Genomic DNA, 14,991 nt, shown 5'->3' on the forward strand with positions numbered 1-14,991 from the left:
CGCCGCCTCGGCACGGGGCCCGGGCTCAGGAGCGCGGGCGCCCCGATGCTCGCGGCGGGTCGGACTTGATGGTCAGCATTGGGAAATGCGACTGGAGATTCCCCAGGCCCGGCAGCGTCAGCAGCTTGTTGGTGACGAACGCCTCGTACGCGGCGAGGTCCTTCGTCGCCACCAGCAACCGAAAGTCCGGCGAACCGAACATGCGCCGCGCCTCGATCACCTCGTCATGGGCGATCAGCTCCGCCTCGAACTTCTTGGTGCTCGCCGGGGACTGGTCCTTGAGCTCGATCTCCACCAGCACCTCGAAGCCGCGGTCGACGGCCGCGGGCGCGATGCTCGCGTGGTAGCCGGTGATGATGCCTTCGTCCTCGAGTCGCTTGACCCGCCGGAGACAAGGAGAGGGCGTCAGCCCGACAGCTTCGGCCAGCTCGATGTTGGACTGCCGACAGTTGCGCCGGAGCTGGCTGATGATGGCGCGATCGATGCTGTCCACGCACCAAGTATGGCGCGATCGGGGGATCCGGCGCATGCGAGAGCCAAAAACGCTGCGAATCCGGAGGCGTCCGGCATCGGCACGAAGGTCTCACGTGGCCTGGGCGATGCAATGGTCGGCATCAATCTCGACGACGTCCCCGGGTCGCAGCGCCCCGCCGGACGCGGCTGGTGAACGGAAGCATCTCGATCTGGAGCCCCAGGAGTTAAACATGACGGACTTTCCCAACCTGGATCCCGAGCTGGCGGACGCCGTCGCCTCGATCCCAATTCTCGACCTCTCCGACATCGCCACCGCGCGCGCCCTCCAACACACGTCGACCCAGCCGGCGCTAGCGAACCTGTCGTACGACGGGGTCGACGTCCGGGTGGTGTCGGCCGCGGGGCTGGGCAACGCTCCGGACGTTCCGATCCGGCTGCTGACGCCGGAAGGTGCAGCTGCGCCGCTTCCGGTCCTGGTCGCGATCCACGGCGGTGGATTCGTCCTCGGGACCGCTCAGGAGTACGAGTACTTCTGCCTGGAGGTTGTCCGGGAACTAGGGATCGCGGTGGCGAACGTGGAGTACCGCCTCGCGCCGGAGACTCCCTTCCCCGGTCCCTTGGAGGACTGCTACGCGGCGCTGAAATACGTCTACACGAACAGCGACGAGCTGGGGCTCGACCCGTCGCGTATCGCCGTCGGCGGATCGAGTGCGGGCGGAGGACTGGCTGCTGGCACGATCCTGAAGGCGCGGGACACTGGCGAGGTGCCGGTCGTGTTCCAGTACCTGATCAGTCCAGCGATCGACGACCGCCTCGCAACGCCGTCCATGACCGAGTTCGTGGACACTCCTGTGGTGAACCGCCGGACCGGTGTCCTGGCCTGGCAGAACTACCTCGGTGCCGACTACGCCGGGCCCGATGATCCACGGGTCTCGATCTACGCAGCGCCCGGGCGCGCGACCGACCTGACCGGCCTGCCGCCGACGTACATCGTCGCGATGGAGCTCGATCCGCTGCGCGACGAGAACATCGAGTACGCGCTCCGCCTGCTGCGCGCGGGTGTCAGCGTGGAACTGCACTCCCATCCGGGCACCTTCCACGGCAGCATGGAGCTGGCCCCATCTGCGGCGAGCAGTGTGCGGGCCCAACGGGAGGTCATCGATGCGCTGCGCCGAGGCCTGACCCCTAGATGAGTGAGTCCTAATGGTCGTAGGCGATTAGTGATCGTTGACGGGGGCGTTGATGTGCCAGTTGTGCCAGCTGGTTGCGGCGAGGGCGAGCAGCCGTTGGGCGACTCGGGCCATCACGCCGGTGGGGTGATGAGGTGCCCTTGATTTTCCGGACAATGGATCTACTAGGGTCCATTGTCCGGAAAGTGAGGGAATAGGCCGGGACGCTCGGAAACTGGGCGGCTGCTTACCGGAAGAAGCACCCGGAGAACGCGGAACCGCTGGCCGTGTGCGAGCGGGCGCGGCTTCGTGCCAAGCTGGTCGGCGACGTCACCTACATTCCCACCACGGGGGGCTGGCTCTATCGCGGCTGGCCGTGCGGGCGCGGATTGTGTTGCGCTGCGCGGAATCCGGGGTGGTGTACGAGCAGGTCGCTGCCGACCTGGATGTGACCACGATGACCGTGGGTAAGTGGCGTAAGCGGTTTGCTGAGGCGAGGTTGGATAGGCTGGTCGACCGGCAACGGCCGGGACGCCACAAGGCTGATCTGGTGCTCACCGATGAGGAACGTGAGCAGCTTGTGCGGTGGTCGCGGCGGGCGAAGTCGTCGCAGATGTTGGCGTTGCGAGCAAAGATTGTGCTGGCCTGCGCTCAGCCGGGTGTGACGAACAAACAAGTCGCGGCCGATCTGCGGATATCTGCGAACACGATGAACAAGTGGCGCCGACGGTTCGTGGCCAACCGTCTGGAGGGCCTGATCGATGAGTCGCGGCCAGGGCGCCCGCCGTCGGTCCTGCTGTACACAGTGGAGGAGGTGATCACGGCGACGCTGGAAGAGACACCGAAGAACGCCACGCATTTGTCCCGGGCGTCGATGGCCGCCCGCAGCGAACTGTCGAAGTCCACCATCGGGCGCATCTGGCGAAAGTTCGAACTCAAACCACACCTCGCCGACGGGTTCAAACTGTCCAGTGACCCGTTGTTCGTGGAGAACGTCGTCGATGTTGTTGGCCTGTACCACAACCCGCCGGAGAAGGCGGTGGTGTTGTGCGTGGATGAGAAATCCGGGATGCAAGCCCTGGACCGATCGCAACCGGTGTTACCGATGATGCCCGGCATACCCGAGCGACGCAGTCATGACTCGCCCAAGCCTTCTGCACCCAGCTGCGACTGGATCCAAAAGCCCCGGCGCCGGCCTGACCCTCTACGCCATACTCCGTTCCCTGCAAGGAATTCTCGCCTGCTGGACCGGCGCCTGCCCCACCTGCCACCGCAGAATCCCCTTACACAAAAAGACCTAACGAAGCCCTACTAGGAGCCGGTGACCGCCGAGATGGTGGGGATCGACGCCAGTAGCTGCCGGGTGTAGGGATCCGCCGGCGACTCGAAGACCGACGCAGTGGGTCCGTGCTCGACCACCCGCCCCTTCTGCATGACCGCGACATCGTTGCACAGGCGCCGCACGACACCGAGGTCGTGCGTGATGAAGAGGACGGCGAGCCCGAGCGACTCGGCGAGCCCGCGCAGCAGGTTGAGGACCGTCGCCTGCACCGAGACGTCGAGCGCGGAGGTCGGCTCGTCCGCGACGATGACCTCTGGATTGGTGGCCAGGGCTCGGGCGATGCTCGCCCGTTGGCGCTGTCCGCCGGAGAGTGACCCCGGCTTGACGTCGAGCACGCTCGTCGAAAGACCGACCATGTCGATCAGCTCCGCGGCACGAGCACGCGCCCTCGTCCGGTCCATCCCGCCCGTCCGGAGGAGTTCCACGATCACCTGTCCGACGGTTAGCGAGGGGTTCAGGGCCGATGACGGGTCCTGGAACACCATCTGCATGCGTCGTCTCACCGCGACCGGCCGCTTCCGCGGGAGGACCTCCCCACCCAGCCGGATCTCACCGGACTGAGGCACGATGAGGCCGACCGCCGCCTTTGCCAGGCTGGACTTCCCGGACCCGGACTCGCCGACCACGCCGACGATCTGGCGGCGCTCCGCCGTCAGGCTCACGTGATCTACGGCCACGTGTGATGTGTCGGTCCTCCGGGTGAACCTGTTGGAACGGCCATAGGTCACGGAGACGTCGTCGATCTCAAGAAACGGCATGTTCCACTTCCTGGTTGCGTGGCCAACCGCCGTCCTCGACGCGGAGCGAGAATGCCGCAGCCACGTCGTCAGCGCGAACACAACGAGCGATGTGTCGATCACCCTGACCGACCCACGGCACCGCTCCACCCGTGCACTCAGGGACGGCCCACGGACACCGGGCTGCGAAGCGACAGCCGACGAGCTCCCCGTGCCGCTGGGGAGGGATTCCCTCGATCGCGAACAGGGGCTCGCCCGGTCGACCGCCGGAGGGGCTGGACCTGAGAAGGCCCGCCGTGTAGGCGTGGTGCGGGGAGCGGAGAACCTCGTCCGTGGGCCCGACCTCGATCGTCTGCCCTGCATACATCACGGCTACACGGTCTGAGATCTTTGAGATGACGGCTAGGTCGTGTGAGACGAAGAGCATCGCTAGCTTTCGTTCTTCGCGCAGCCCGTGGAGGAGATCGAGGATGATCGCCTGGGTGGTCACGTCCAGCGCGGTGGTTGGCTCGTCGCAGAGCAGGATCTGCGGCTCGCAGGCCAGTGCGGCAGCGATCAGGACACGCTGCCGCAACCCGCCGGAGAGCTGGTGGGGGTAGCACCCTGCGATGCGCTCGGCGTCCTTGATCCCGACATCCTTCATGAGTTCGAGCGCACGACGGTCGGCCACCTTCCGAGGGAGTCCGTGATGCTGGATCAGCGGCTCACGCATGGTGCGCCGGATGGTGAAGGTCGGGTTGAGCGCCCGCATCGGGTCCTGGAAGATCATCCCGACTCGGCGTCCTCCCGTGTCGATCCGACCCGCCGCCAGTTCGATGCCCGACGGGAGAAGGCCCGCGATAGACCGGACTGCCAGGGTCTTGCCCGAGCCCGACTCACCCACCAGGCCCAAGCACTCGCCCACCCTGATGTCGAGTGCGACGTCGGTGACGAGTAGGCCTCGTGGCCCCGACAGGGTGAGGCCGGAGACGTCTACAGCCACGGGAGCATCGGCGTCAGCGGTCATCGAGACGTTCTCCAATCAGCATGAGGCCCGAACCGATGAGGGCGATCATGAACCCCGGCGCTGCGATAAGCCACCACTGTTGCTGCATGTACGGCTGTGCATCGGCGATCATCCCGCCCCAGTCAGCTGTCGGCGGCGGGATGCCGAGTCCCAAGTAGGACAGGGACGCCAGGCCTAGCAGAACGAACATCATGTCGGTGACCAACAGAGTCAACGAACTTCTAATCGCATTCGGACACAGGTGACGGACCAAGATGCGCAGGTGGGAAATGCCTCCCAGTCTGGCTGCGTAGATGAAGTCCTCGTTCTTGAGTCGCAGCACCGTCGAACGCACGACGCGCGCGTATCCGACCCAGCCGACGATTGTGAAGACAATGAGAAGCGTCTTGACGCCACCGCCGGCAATGGCAACCAACGAGATGATGAGAACATAGACAGGAAACGAAAGCACCAAATCGACCAAGCGCGTCACTGCGAGGTCCCAGATTGAGCCGAAATACGCAGCGACACCTCCCACCACGGTCCCGAGGATGAACGGGAACAGGGCCCCGAGAAACGCCACCCCAAGGTCGACTCGTGCCGCAACAATCAAGCGAGAGAACACGTCTCGACCTAGTGCGTCCGTGCCGAGCCAATGAGTCGAGGATGGACTGGCAAGCCGAGCCAACAGGTCTTGCTCGTCGGGGGCATGAGGGACGATGTACGGGCCTACGATGGCCATCAATGCCGCCAAGATCACGATGGCGAGACCAAAACGGAAGCCAAAACGACCGACCGGCATCTTGGCGGAGGCAACGACCTCCTCGATTGCTTGACTCCCACCCGCTTCGGCCGACGTGCTGGCTCTCAGATCGGTCATGCGGCCCTCACTCTGGGATCGACGAGCGCCGACAGCGCGTCGGCGATCAGGCTGAACGAGATCACGACAACGGCGAACAGAAGCGTGATCCCGTTGATCATCGGGTAGTCGCGCTGATTGACGGCCAGCACCAGACTGGACCCGAGGCCCGGCAGTTGGAACGTATTCTCCACCATCACCGCACCGAATAGTAGGTAGCCAGCCTGAACGGAAACGATCGCGATCGCCGGAGCCGCAGCGTTGGGCAGCGCGTGGCGGGTCAAGAGACGCCCGCGGGGAACTCCCCGCGAGGCAGCAGCTTCTACATACCCCGATCCCAGCGACTCCACGAGGTTCGTGCGAAGCACCCGCACCTGCATGGGAGCCAAAAAGATCCCCAGGGTGATCGCGGGCAGCACGATGCTCTGTACATGTTCGAGCAGAGTTTCCCCGAATCCGCCAACGGGCAGCCAGCCCGTCGGTAGGGCTATCAGCCGTACGAGCATCAAGCCGCTCCAGAAGGTCGGAACTGCAATCGATGCCACGGTGAAAGCCCTGATGCAGGTGTCCACCCAGGTGCCCCGGTAGCGCGCCGCAAGAGTAGCCAGTGTGACCGAGAGCAGGATCGACAAGGTCAGCCCCGCCGTCAGTAACCATGCTGTGACCTCAGCCCGGTCGGCAATCAGATCACCGACGGACCTGGAGCTGCTGTAGGAGCGGCCCAAGTCTCCATGCAGGACGTTCCAGACGTAGTCGCCATACTGAACCAAAAGTGGGCGATCAAGGCCAAGTTGGGCGTTCATCGCGTCCACAGCCGCCTGCGGAGCGTCGATGCCCAGCAGCAGCCGGGCCGGACTCCCCGGAGCCAAGTGCCCCAGCACGAAGGACACGGCGGTGGCTCCGAGGAGGAGTAGAAGCGCGCTCGCCAGGCGCTTCAAGCTGCCAGCTACCATGCGACCCTCTTTTCTGTCGATCGTCGCCGGGAACGTCTCCGCTGAGTTTCCAATGCCACCGGCCCGGCCAAGTGCTACGACTTGTTGAGCCAGAGCCCTTCGAACGGAAGTGCCTGCTGGGTCACCGTGTCAAGTCCCTGGTATCCGGCGACGGAGCCCTTGAGCACCAAGCTGGGGCGCAACCACACGGTCGGAATGACGGGCAGTTCAGCACTGAGCCAGTTCTGGAACTCGTCCAGTGCCGCGGCCTGACCGGCTGCATCCGTTGCCGTCTGGTATTTGGTGAGAGCTGACTTGGCAACATCCGTGGACCATCCGCCGCCGTAGGCGCCCGAGGCGATGAAGAATTGCATGGTGGTATCTGCTGTGGTGCCGTTCGCGCTGATGTTCTGGTAGGCCAACTCGTACTTCCCACCCAGAACGTCGTTCACCCACGCGCCCTGATCAAGCGCCTGCAGATCGAATTTGATACCGATCTTAGCCACCTCTGCCTGCATGGCTTGGACCGTATTTGCCAGGGTGTCGTCGCCGGTAGGATAGATCACCTTGATCGTGGCGCCGTCCTTGTATGACGAGGCTGCGAGCAGTTGTTTAGCCGCTTCGATGTCGCCGCCTTTGACTGGAGCGGGATGTGCGGAACCGAGAACTGAAGCCGGGACGAACGTCGCGGTCGGCTTGTCGCCCGGGCCTCTAAGTCCCTTGACGATGGCTTCACGGTCAATCGCCATCGAGATGGCCTGGCGGACCTTCACGTCGCTGAGCGGACCCGTCCGTCCGTTGATGAAGAACATCTCGGTAGCGGCCGCGGCGGTGTTCACGATGTTCGCGCCGGTAAGGCTGGGGATCGATGCCTCCGGAGCGAACGGGATCGCCTGGACAGTCTTGGCCTGGAACGCCGAAGTCAGCGCGTTGTTGTTGTTGAACACCTGGAAATCGAGAGTGTCTATATATGGTTTGCCGCTATCCCAGTAGTTCGGGTTCTTCTTGAGCTGAATAGAAACACCCGGCTGGCGAGAAATGAACATGTACGGTCCCGTACCGACGGGCTTCTGCAAGTATTCGCTCTTGCTCTTCCCGCCGAAGTTTGCCGGGATGATGGCAGCGCGGGGGAATGACAACAGCGCCTCGAGGTTCGGCGTAGGCCGAACTAGCGTAAGGTCAACCTTGTCTTCGCCACTTGCCTTCTCAGAGGTGATGATCTCCTTGTAAAGGGATCCGTACGCCGAGCCCGCCTTGGCCTGCTCGATCGAGAACACCACATCCTCGGGCGTGATGGGCGTACCGTCCGAGAACTTCAGACCCTTTCGGAGCGTGACGGTGGCCGTCTTGCCGTCGGCGGACCGCGTCAAGCTCTCCGCGAGCGCGGGGACTACCTTGTGGTCGTAATCCTTGAACAGTTGGGCGTTGAGGTTGGCGAGGATCATGGACGTCGTGTCGCCCGATCCGTCATACGGATTCAGGGAGGTGATGTCGATGGTCAGTCCAACATCCAGAGTTCCACCCTGAACCGGCGTGCCGGTGGCACCGTTCGTGTCGTTACTGGAGTTTCCCGCGCATGCACTCGCCACAACCGCGACAAGCGCCACCATCGCCACTAGCAGCGGCATTCTTCGCTTCGAGTTCCCGACAGCGTCTCGGTCTCGTTCGACTGAGCGCATGGGCCAGAGTTGGTTGTCAGTCACGGCCGATCGATCCTGCTTCCTTGGAACGGTGTACCCGAGAGATCCGGCTACGGCTGGCGATGTGGGGTGAGCTCTCGCCCTCGGTTAGGACAAGTTCATTGACGGCTGGGGCTCTCGGGTCGGGCTGCTGAGCGTCAGCCCAGTGCTGTAGCCCGAGTCGCGCTCAGTGGTCCAGCGCTCGCGATAGGTGGGCATGCCGCCCGGGTACTGCAGCAGCTGTCGGTGCTTGCCGGGGATGTTGCCCGCATTGAACCAGCTCGAAGCCAGTTTGAAGAGAGTCTGGTCGTGAATTTCCTCGATTTCCGCGGTCCAGGCCACGTCCGCCTCCTCCGTCGACTCGAAGCGGGTCACCGACTCCGCGCGCAGGAACTCGAACAAGTCGATCAGGAGATCTCCCTGCAGCTCCGCGGCCGTTGGTCCGTTGGAGAATCCGGCAGTACTCTGCGGTCCGTACACGAAGGCGAGGTTCGGGAAACCGTTGGTGAAGGCTCCGAGGTAGTTGTCGACGCCGTCACTCCACTTGTCCTTGAGGCTTTGACCGTCCGCGTTGCGGATGTCGATCGCGTTCATTGCTCCGGTGTTGTTGTCGTAGCCGGTGGCCAGAACAATCACGTCGAACTCGCGCTCCACTCCGTCGGCAGTCCGGATTCCCCGCTCCGTGAACTCCTGGATGGGCGTATCCCCGACGGCGACGATGTCCACGTTGCTCTGACTCATGACTTCGTAGTAGTTCTGTTGCAGCGAAGGACGCTTCGCGCCGAAGGGGTGCGGCGGCTCGCTCGGTGCCAGGAGTTCGATCTTGGCCGGATCTGTGATGTAGCGGCGGACTTCGTTCTTCCAGAACTCGTACGCGAAGGCATTGGACTTCGCGTCGAACAACGTGTCGGCGAAGTTGCCCATCCAGAAGCTGAATCCGCCCTCGTCCCAGAGCTTGCTGTAGACGTCCTCGCGCACCTCGGGCGTCACGTCGACGGCGTTGCGCGGATCGAACTCGTAGTCGACCGCACCGAACGTCTTGGTGACCATGTCGTATCGCTCCGGGAGCGACCGCTTGATCTTTGCGCGACCCTCGACGTCGAGGTCCTTCTGCCGCATGGGCAGGGCCAGGTTGGGGGTCCGCTGAAACACGGTGAGCTTCTCCGCGACCGAGCCAGCCTCCTGGATCATCTGAACACCGCTTGCTCCGGTGCCGATGACGGCGACCCGCTTGCCGGACAGCTCGATGTCGTCGCGCCAGCGTGACGTGTGCACTAGTGTGCCGGTGTAGCGATCGGTATTGGCGAAGTTGGGCTCGTACGGCTCGACCGTCGACCCGGTCGCAAAGACCAGGAATCGGGTGGTCAGGACATCGCCGGGTTCGGTCTCGACCGTCCACGAGTCGGTGGAAGAGTCAAATCGGGATGCAGTGACCTTCGTGTTGAACCGGCAGTCTCTGCGAAGATCAAGCTTCGAGTCGATGTAGTCGAAGTACGCGCGCACCTCGGTGTGGTCGGGGAACATCTGCGAGTAGTCCCAGTCACTCCACAGCTCTTCGTCGGTGAACTGGTAGAGGGCTCCGTGGCTGTCGACTCGTGCACCGGGGTATCGAATCGCGTTCCACACGCCTCCGAGATCACTACCGGCCTCGAGGAGAACGACGGAGAAGCCTCGCTCACGAAGCCTGCGTAGCTGGTAGACGCCCGAGAAGCCGGCGCCAACGATGATGACGTCGTAGTCGATCCCAGCTGCGGAGGCAGAGTCGTCGTGACTGGCGGGACTAGCTGTCATTGTTCAAACCTTTCGGGGATTCTCCAGGAGGCGCTGGGCGCCCGGAGGGGAAGTGAGTTCGAACTCCTCGATCGACGCGGATCCCACGGCGCTCTGGTGTGGCACGGACCATACTCACCGGCACGGCGAATCCGCAATAGCGGAGCCGATTGCCTATATCCGTACCTTGCCTCGGCCGGCCGGCTCGGTGGGCGGCCAGCACTCTACGTAGACAAGGATTTCGTTACGCTATTGCGTAAGACGATGATTGTCGCCTACGCTCGCCGAACCTGCGTCGGGGCCCGCACGACCGGCCCGGGTCAACCTTCGTCGGTAGGAGGGGCCACGGACGAACGCCGTCACTGGATGCCTGGTCACGTCGCCGTCATCGCGGTGGACCTGAGCGGGTCTCTCAGCGAACGCCGTCCCGGCTTTGCCCAGTCCGATAGCCCACCGTCGTGCGCAACAACCCGCTACCGCTCCCCCGAGGACGTCACTGATGACCTTTCGCCCTATCCAGCCGACCGACCATGAACGCCTGCTTCGGTCGGCCGTTCGGGAATTCCTGAGAACCGCCCTCCCACCGGGCTACCGGCCGAGACTGGCCTTCGCCTCGGCACATGACCCTGACTTCACCCGGGCCCTAGCGGCACGCGGCTGGGTGGGCATGACGATCCCGAAAAAATACGGGGGCGCCGGTGCCCCGTACATGGATCGTTACATCGTCGCCGAGGAACTTCTCGCCGCTGGCGCGCCGATCGGTGCCCACTGGGCAGCCGACCGGCAGACGGCGTCGATGATCCTGAAGTACGGAACGGAGGACCAACGGAGGACCTACCTGCCGAAGATCGCCTCGGGTGAGTGGTACTTCTCGGTGGGGATGAGCGAACCGGACTCCGGCTCCGATCTCGCCTCGGTGCGGACCACGGCCCGTCGCGATGACGCCGGGGGATGGATCGTCAACGGGACGAAGGTGTGGACGACCCACGCGCACCTCAACCACTTCATGCTGACCCTGTGCCGGACCTCCGCACACGAGGATAGGCACCACGGTCTCTCCCAGATGATCGTGGACCTTAAGGCTCCGGGAGTCACCGTGCGTCCGATCGAGTTCATCGATGGGAGTGACGACTTCAACGAGGTTGTCCTCGAGGACGTCCATGTGGCAGACACGAACGTCCTGGGTGACGTCGGCGCAGGGTGGCAACAGGCGACGTCGGAGCTGGCGTACGAGCGCTCGGGTCCCGATCGGTACCTGACCGTGATGGCCCCGCTGATCGAATTCGTCCGCAGGACCGTCGACCGCGGAGGAAACGCACGCCAGGCAGAGGCCATCGGAGGAATCGCCGCGAAGCTCTGGGGCGTCCGACAGCTCGGGCTCGCGGTCGCGAGGTCGATCGACGAGGGTGCGATGCCGTCTGCGGAGGCCGCCCTGGTGAAGGACCTCGGAACAGCGCTGGAGCAGGAGATCGTCGAGACCCTGCGGGAAGTCGCGGGCGTCGAGCTGGATCCGACCTCGGACGACCTCTTCGAGAACCTGTTGGCCGAGGCGGTCGCGACCGGACCGTCGTTCACGATACGCGGGGGCACCACCGAAGTGATGAGAAGTGTCGCTGCAAAGGGATTGGAGGGCGTTCGGTGGTGACCTCATGGAGTGAGTGCCAGCGCGATGCAGACACGGTTCGCGAGACCGTCTCATCGCTCCTGGCCAACGTTGGCTCTCGCGACGGCGAAGTGTCCGACACGGGCTTCGGCCCCGAGTGGGACGCGCTCTTCGAGGGTGGGTATCTTTTCGTGCCCTCTGACGGCCACGACGGCGGGACCCTCGTCGAAGCGCTGGCCGTGGTGGAGGAGGCCGGACGGCATGCTGTCCGAGGGCCGGTCGCCGAGAACGGAATTCTTGCCGGGTGGCTGCTCGACCAGAGCAACCTTCCCGTCCCTGTCGAGCCACTGACCTACGCTCCGGCCCCCCTGGTGCGCGTGGACCGCGGCCGTCTCACGGGGACGGTCTACAAGGTGCCCTGGGCCCAGGACGTGGACCGCATTGTCCTGCTTCTCGAGTTGCCCGATGGCCCCGTCGTGGCGTCGCTCGACCCGCATGAGGCGACGATCGTGGCAGGCCGCAACCTTGCCGGCGAACGACGCGACACCGTCGTGCTCGACGGTGCCGCCGCCCTCATTCACGAGCTGCCACGCCCGGCCGCCGCCGAGGAACTGCACGCCCGTGCAGCGCTCACCCGTGCGGCACTGATGACCGGCGCAGCGGCGCGAGCCGTTGAGCTCACCTTTCAGTACACGAAGGATCGTGTGCAGTTCGGTCGACCGATCATCCGGTTCCAGCCCGTTCAGGCACATCTGGTCCAGGCGGCGCAATACGTCCGAGCCGCACAGGTCGCGACTAGGAGTGCCGCGCTCGCGATGACCTTCTCACCGGACGGCAGCTCCACCGAGGCCGCAGCAGCCAAGATCGTGTCGTCACACGCGGCGGGACTGATCGCGGCGGCGACCCACCAGGCCACCGGAGCCATCGGGATGACCAAGGAGTACGAGCTCGGGCACCTCACCCTGCGGCTCTGGAGCTGGCGGGACGAATACGGCTCTGAGGCCTTCTGGTCACGCTGGTTGGGCGAAAACGTGCTAGCGGCCGGCGCGGACGCGACCTGGCCGCTGATCGCCGGTCAGTCCCCCGAGCCGCTATGAGTGCCGCCGATCGTGGACCGCTCAGCGGGTTGCGCGTCGTCGACATGAGCACGACGCTAATGGGCCCGTACTGTGGCCTGCTGCTCGCCCAGCTCGGTGCAGACGTCATCAAGGTGGAGCGTCCGGGTGGCGACATCGTCAGGGACATCAGTGATCGATCCGGACACGGCCTCGGAGACTTCTACCTGAATTTCAACCGCGGCAAGCGCAGCGTCGTCCTCGATGTGAGCAACGACGCTGACGCCGCGATCCTCAGGGAGATGATCGCCGACGCCGACGTGTTCAGCCACAACCTGCGCCCCGCCTCGGCGCGGAAGCTGGGCCTGTCGTACGACTCTCTCGCATCGTCGAATCCAGGCCTGGTCTACTGCTCGATGCACGGATTCGATCAGCGCGGGCCGTGGCGCGACAAGCCCGCCTACGACGACACGATCCAAGCCGCAGCAGGGATCGCCGCGATGCAGGGTGGCACGACCGGTGCTCCTCCGATGTACGTCAAGAGCCCGATCGCCGACAAGACAGTGGGTGTCTTTGCGGTCATCGGCGTCCTGACGGCCCTTTACGAACGAGCCAGCTCTGGTCTCGGGCAAGAGGTGTCGGTGCCGATGTACGAGACGATGGTCGCGTTCACTGCAATGGACCAGCAGGGCGGCACCGTGTTCGATCCCCCGTTGGGGCCGAAGGGGTACGCGCGCATGGAATCACCGCACCGGCGGCCGTACCAGACGGCAGACGGCTACATCGCAGTTATGGTCTACACCGACCGCCAGTGGGCGAGCTTCTTCACCCTGATCGAGCGACCTGACCTGCTGGCCGATGATCGGCTGCTGACGATCGGCGGTCGGACCGAGAACATCGACGAGCTCTATGCCCTTGTGGCCGAGGTGCTTCCCACCCGCACGACCGAGGACTGGTTGCACATCCTCGACTCGTTGGACATCCCGGCCGCACCCGTCATGAGCATCGATGAGGTCGTCAAGACGCCGCAATCGATCGCCAGCGGTGTCTTCGAGTCCGTCGACCACCCGGTGCTCGGACTGCTCCGACAGCCCGGAATGCCGGTGACCTTCGGTCGTACACCGCCGGCGCCCGCCGGGCCGGCGGTGCTCCTGGGGGCGGATTCCGCCGCGATCAGGGACCACTACGACCACAAGAGCGGTGCGCAGCGGTGAGTGCGTCGCCAGTCCGCATCGAGTGGGCGGGTGCGGTGGCCACCGTCATCCTCGACCGCCCGAAACAGCGCAACGCCCTCGACCATGCCACGAAGGGCGCCCTGCGCCTGGCGCTGGAGGCGGTCGGTGATGCCCCCTCCGTCCGCGCGGTGGTGCTCACCGGCGTGGGGCCCGCGTTCTGCGCGGGCCAGGACTTGGGCGAGCACGCCGCGGCGCTGGAGGCCGACGCCGGCGCAGCGTGTGACACCGTGGCCCGAGACTACAACCCGATCGTCCAGCAGATCGTATCGATGCCGAAGCCCGTGATCGCTGCCGTTTGCGGTGCGTGCGTCGGCGCCGGGCTGGGCCTAGCGCTGGCCTGCGACCTCCGCGTCTTCTCCGAGGACGCGTCGCTGGGCACGGCCTTCAGCGCCATCGGCCTCACCTGCGACACAGGGCTGTCAGCCACGCTCGTCAGGTCCGTCGGTCTGGCCAGGGCCAAGGAGCTCGTGCTGCTGGCCAAGCCCTTCTCCGCCCAGGACGCGGTCAGCTGGGGCATCGCCGCGACGATCGTGCCGGACGGCGAGGTCGACGAGACCGCGCACCGGCTCGCCGCTCGGCTCGCCGCCGGACCAACGGCGGCGTACGCGGCGTCCAAGCTTGCCCTGGAGGAGGTCTCGACCCTGACGTTCGACCAAGCACTGTCGGCCGAGGCGCGGGCCCAGGCCGCGCTCTGTCTGACCCAGGACCATCAAGACGCCGTCCGCTCTTTCCTGAACAAGCAGAAGCCGGTCTTCACCGGCCACTGACGATTTGACGAGGCCCTGACATCGATCGATTCCGGGGCCTCGTCGTGCTCAGACCGCGCGCTCGACCTCGCATTCGTGCGAGGGCGGCGTGTGCGGTACCTGTCGCTCGTTCTCCGTGAGGCCGTCAGGCGCGCCGGCATCGCCCCGCACAGTCAACCTTCTGTGCGCCTCTGGCCTTACGGCGGTCGCTACCGCCCGTCGGCTCATCGCCTCGGGCGAGGTCGACCTGGTCATCGCGGGTGGGGTGGAGTCGATGACCCGGACCGCCTGGGTGGTCGAGAAGCCGGACAAGGCGTGGGCTTACTGGCGATGATTGAGCACTCACGCCGCCGCATTCGCATCCTCGGCGCGACCCCACACCCGTCCGCCTCATGGGTGGTGCAG

At 64.9% G+C, this 14,991-nt stretch carries 14 protein-coding genes and 1 pseudogene; 7 read left to right on the plus strand and 8 right to left on the minus strand.

From position 1 onward, the window contains the following. Positions 1 to 25 precede the first annotated feature (25 nt). Entirely contained in the window at positions 26 to 493 is a 468-nt protein-coding gene (locus tag SSPN_RS0111345) for an Lrp/AsnC family transcriptional regulator (protein ID WP_010694597.1), read from the minus strand. Positions 494 to 704: 211 nt separating this feature from the next. Between SSPN_RS0111345 and SSPN_RS0111350 the strand changes: the two genes are divergently transcribed. Then, entirely contained in the window at positions 705 to 1,667 is a 963-nt protein-coding gene (locus SSPN_RS0111350; RefSeq protein ID WP_010694598.1) for an alpha/beta hydrolase, read from the plus strand. A gap of 7 nt (positions 1,668 to 1,674) precedes the next feature. On the opposite strand, the pseudogene SSPN_RS59580 reads toward SSPN_RS0111350, so the two are convergent. Next, a pseudogene (locus SSPN_RS59580) lies at positions 1,675 to 1,790 on the minus strand (IS982 family transposase); the annotation flags it as partial. Between the two features lie 229 nt (positions 1,791 to 2,019). Between SSPN_RS59580 and SSPN_RS50800 the strand changes: the two are divergent. Further along, positions 2,020 to 2,958: an IS630 family transposase gene (locus tag SSPN_RS50800; protein ID WP_158309554.1), complete on the plus strand. Its 939-nt coding sequence runs from the start codon at positions 2,020 to 2,022 to the stop codon at positions 2,956 to 2,958. On the opposite strand, the gene SSPN_RS0111365 is transcribed toward SSPN_RS50800, so the two are convergent. The 6 genes from SSPN_RS0111365 to SSPN_RS0111390 form a co-directional block, all read right to left on the minus strand. Continuing rightward, the gene (locus tag SSPN_RS0111365; protein WP_010694600.1) at positions 2,955 to 3,743 is read right to left on the minus strand and encodes an ABC transporter ATP-binding protein; all 789 of its coding nucleotides are present in this window, start codon (positions 3,741 to 3,743) and stop codon (positions 2,955 to 2,957) included. The genes SSPN_RS50800 and SSPN_RS0111365 overlap by 4 nt on opposite strands. Further along, the gene (locus tag SSPN_RS43440) at positions 3,730 to 4,728 is read right to left on the minus strand and encodes an ABC transporter ATP-binding protein (protein ID WP_010694601.1); all 999 of its coding nucleotides are present in this window, start codon (positions 4,726 to 4,728) and stop codon (positions 3,730 to 3,732) included. The genes SSPN_RS0111365 and SSPN_RS43440 overlap by 14 nt, the downstream gene beginning before the upstream one ends. Continuing rightward, positions 4,718 to 5,587: an ABC transporter permease gene (locus SSPN_RS0111375; protein WP_010694603.1), complete on the minus strand. Its 870-nt coding sequence runs from the start codon at positions 5,585 to 5,587 to the stop codon at positions 4,718 to 4,720. Before SSPN_RS0111375 ends, SSPN_RS43440 begins: the two co-directional genes overlap by 11 nt. Next, a complete protein-coding gene (locus tag SSPN_RS0111380; RefSeq protein WP_010694604.1) occupies positions 5,584 to 6,519 on the minus strand; it encodes an ABC transporter permease in 936 nt (311 codons plus the stop codon). The genes SSPN_RS0111375 and SSPN_RS0111380 overlap by 4 nt, the downstream gene beginning before the upstream one ends. Positions 6,520 to 6,593: 74 nt before the next feature. Then, a complete protein-coding gene (locus SSPN_RS0111385; protein ID WP_010694605.1) occupies positions 6,594 to 8,126 on the minus strand; it encodes an ABC transporter substrate-binding protein in 1,533 nt (510 codons plus the stop codon). A gap of 159 nt (positions 8,127 to 8,285) precedes the next feature. After that, positions 8,286 to 9,968 carry a flavin-containing monooxygenase gene (locus SSPN_RS0111390; protein WP_010694606.1) on the minus strand — a complete coding sequence of 561 codons (1,683 nt, stop codon included), beginning with the start codon at positions 9,966 to 9,968 and terminating at the stop codon, positions 8,286 to 8,288. 478 nt (positions 9,969 to 10,446) lie between these two features. On the opposite strand from SSPN_RS0111390, the gene SSPN_RS0111395 reads away from it, so the two are divergent. The 5 genes from SSPN_RS0111395 to SSPN_RS50805 all read left to right on the plus strand — a co-directional run bounded on the left by SSPN_RS0111395 (position 10,447) and on the right by SSPN_RS50805 (position 14,920). Then, positions 10,447 to 11,592 carry an acyl-CoA dehydrogenase family protein gene (locus SSPN_RS0111395; protein WP_010694607.1) on the plus strand — a complete coding sequence of 382 codons (1,146 nt, stop codon included), beginning with the start codon at positions 10,447 to 10,449 and terminating at the stop codon, positions 11,590 to 11,592. Then, positions 11,586 to 12,647 carry an acyl-CoA dehydrogenase family protein gene (locus SSPN_RS43445; RefSeq protein ID WP_010694609.1) on the plus strand — a complete coding sequence of 354 codons (1,062 nt, stop codon included), beginning with the start codon at positions 11,586 to 11,588 and terminating at the stop codon, positions 12,645 to 12,647. Before SSPN_RS0111395 ends, SSPN_RS43445 begins: the two co-directional genes overlap by 7 nt. Next, positions 12,644 to 13,819: a CaiB/BaiF CoA transferase family protein gene (locus tag SSPN_RS43450; protein ID WP_044572831.1), complete on the plus strand. Its 1,176-nt coding sequence runs from the start codon at positions 12,644 to 12,646 to the stop codon at positions 13,817 to 13,819. The genes SSPN_RS43445 and SSPN_RS43450 overlap by 4 nt, the downstream gene beginning before the upstream one ends. After that, entirely contained in the window at positions 13,816 to 14,607 is a 792-nt protein-coding gene (locus tag SSPN_RS0111410) for an enoyl-CoA hydratase/isomerase family protein (RefSeq protein WP_010694614.1), read from the plus strand. Before SSPN_RS43450 ends, SSPN_RS0111410 begins: the two co-directional genes overlap by 4 nt. A 115-nt stretch (positions 14,608 to 14,722) precedes the next feature. After that, the gene (locus SSPN_RS50805) at positions 14,723 to 14,920 is read left to right on the plus strand and encodes a thiolase family protein (RefSeq protein WP_237710514.1); all 198 of its coding nucleotides are present in this window, start codon (positions 14,723 to 14,725) and stop codon (positions 14,918 to 14,920) included. Positions 14,921 to 14,991 lie beyond the last annotated feature (71 nt).

Origin of the sequence: Saccharopolyspora spinosa NRRL 18395 (assembly GCF_000194155.1) — a bacterium.
Lineage (GTDB): Bacteria > Actinomycetota > Actinomycetes > Mycobacteriales > Pseudonocardiaceae > Saccharopolyspora > Saccharopolyspora spinosa.

What these genes read in the sequence shown, in the direction of transcription:
- SSPN_RS0111365 (WP_010694600.1), bottom strand. Translation starts at nt 3,743, where the DNA reads ATGCCGTTTCTTGAGATCGACGACGTCTCCGTGACCTATGGCCGTTCC.
- SSPN_RS0111395 (WP_010694607.1), top strand. Translation starts at nt 10,447, where the DNA reads ATGACCTTTCGCCCTATCCAGCCGACCGACCATGAACGCCTGCTTCGG.
- SSPN_RS43440 (WP_010694601.1), bottom strand. Translation starts at nt 4,728, where the DNA reads ATGACCGCTGACGCCGATGCTCCCGTGGCTGTAGACGTCTCCGGCCTC.
- SSPN_RS43450 (WP_044572831.1), top strand. Translation starts at nt 12,644, where the DNA reads ATGAGTGCCGCCGATCGTGGACCGCTCAGCGGGTTGCGCGTCGTCGAC.
- SSPN_RS0111375 (WP_010694603.1), bottom strand. Translation starts at nt 5,587, where the DNA reads ATGACCGATCTGAGAGCCAGCACGTCGGCCGAAGCGGGTGGGAGTCAA.
- SSPN_RS0111385 (WP_010694605.1), bottom strand. Translation starts at nt 8,126, where the DNA reads ATGCCGCTGCTAGTGGCGATGGTGGCGCTTGTCGCGGTTGTGGCGAGT.
- SSPN_RS0111390 (WP_010694606.1), bottom strand. Translation starts at nt 9,968, where the DNA reads ATGACAGCTAGTCCCGCCAGTCACGACGACTCTGCCTCCGCAGCTGGG.
- SSPN_RS0111350 (WP_010694598.1), top strand. Translation starts at nt 705, where the DNA reads ATGACGGACTTTCCCAACCTGGATCCCGAGCTGGCGGACGCCGTCGCC.
- SSPN_RS0111380 (WP_010694604.1), bottom strand. Translation starts at nt 6,519, where the DNA reads ATGGTAGCTGGCAGCTTGAAGCGCCTGGCGAGCGCGCTTCTACTCCTC.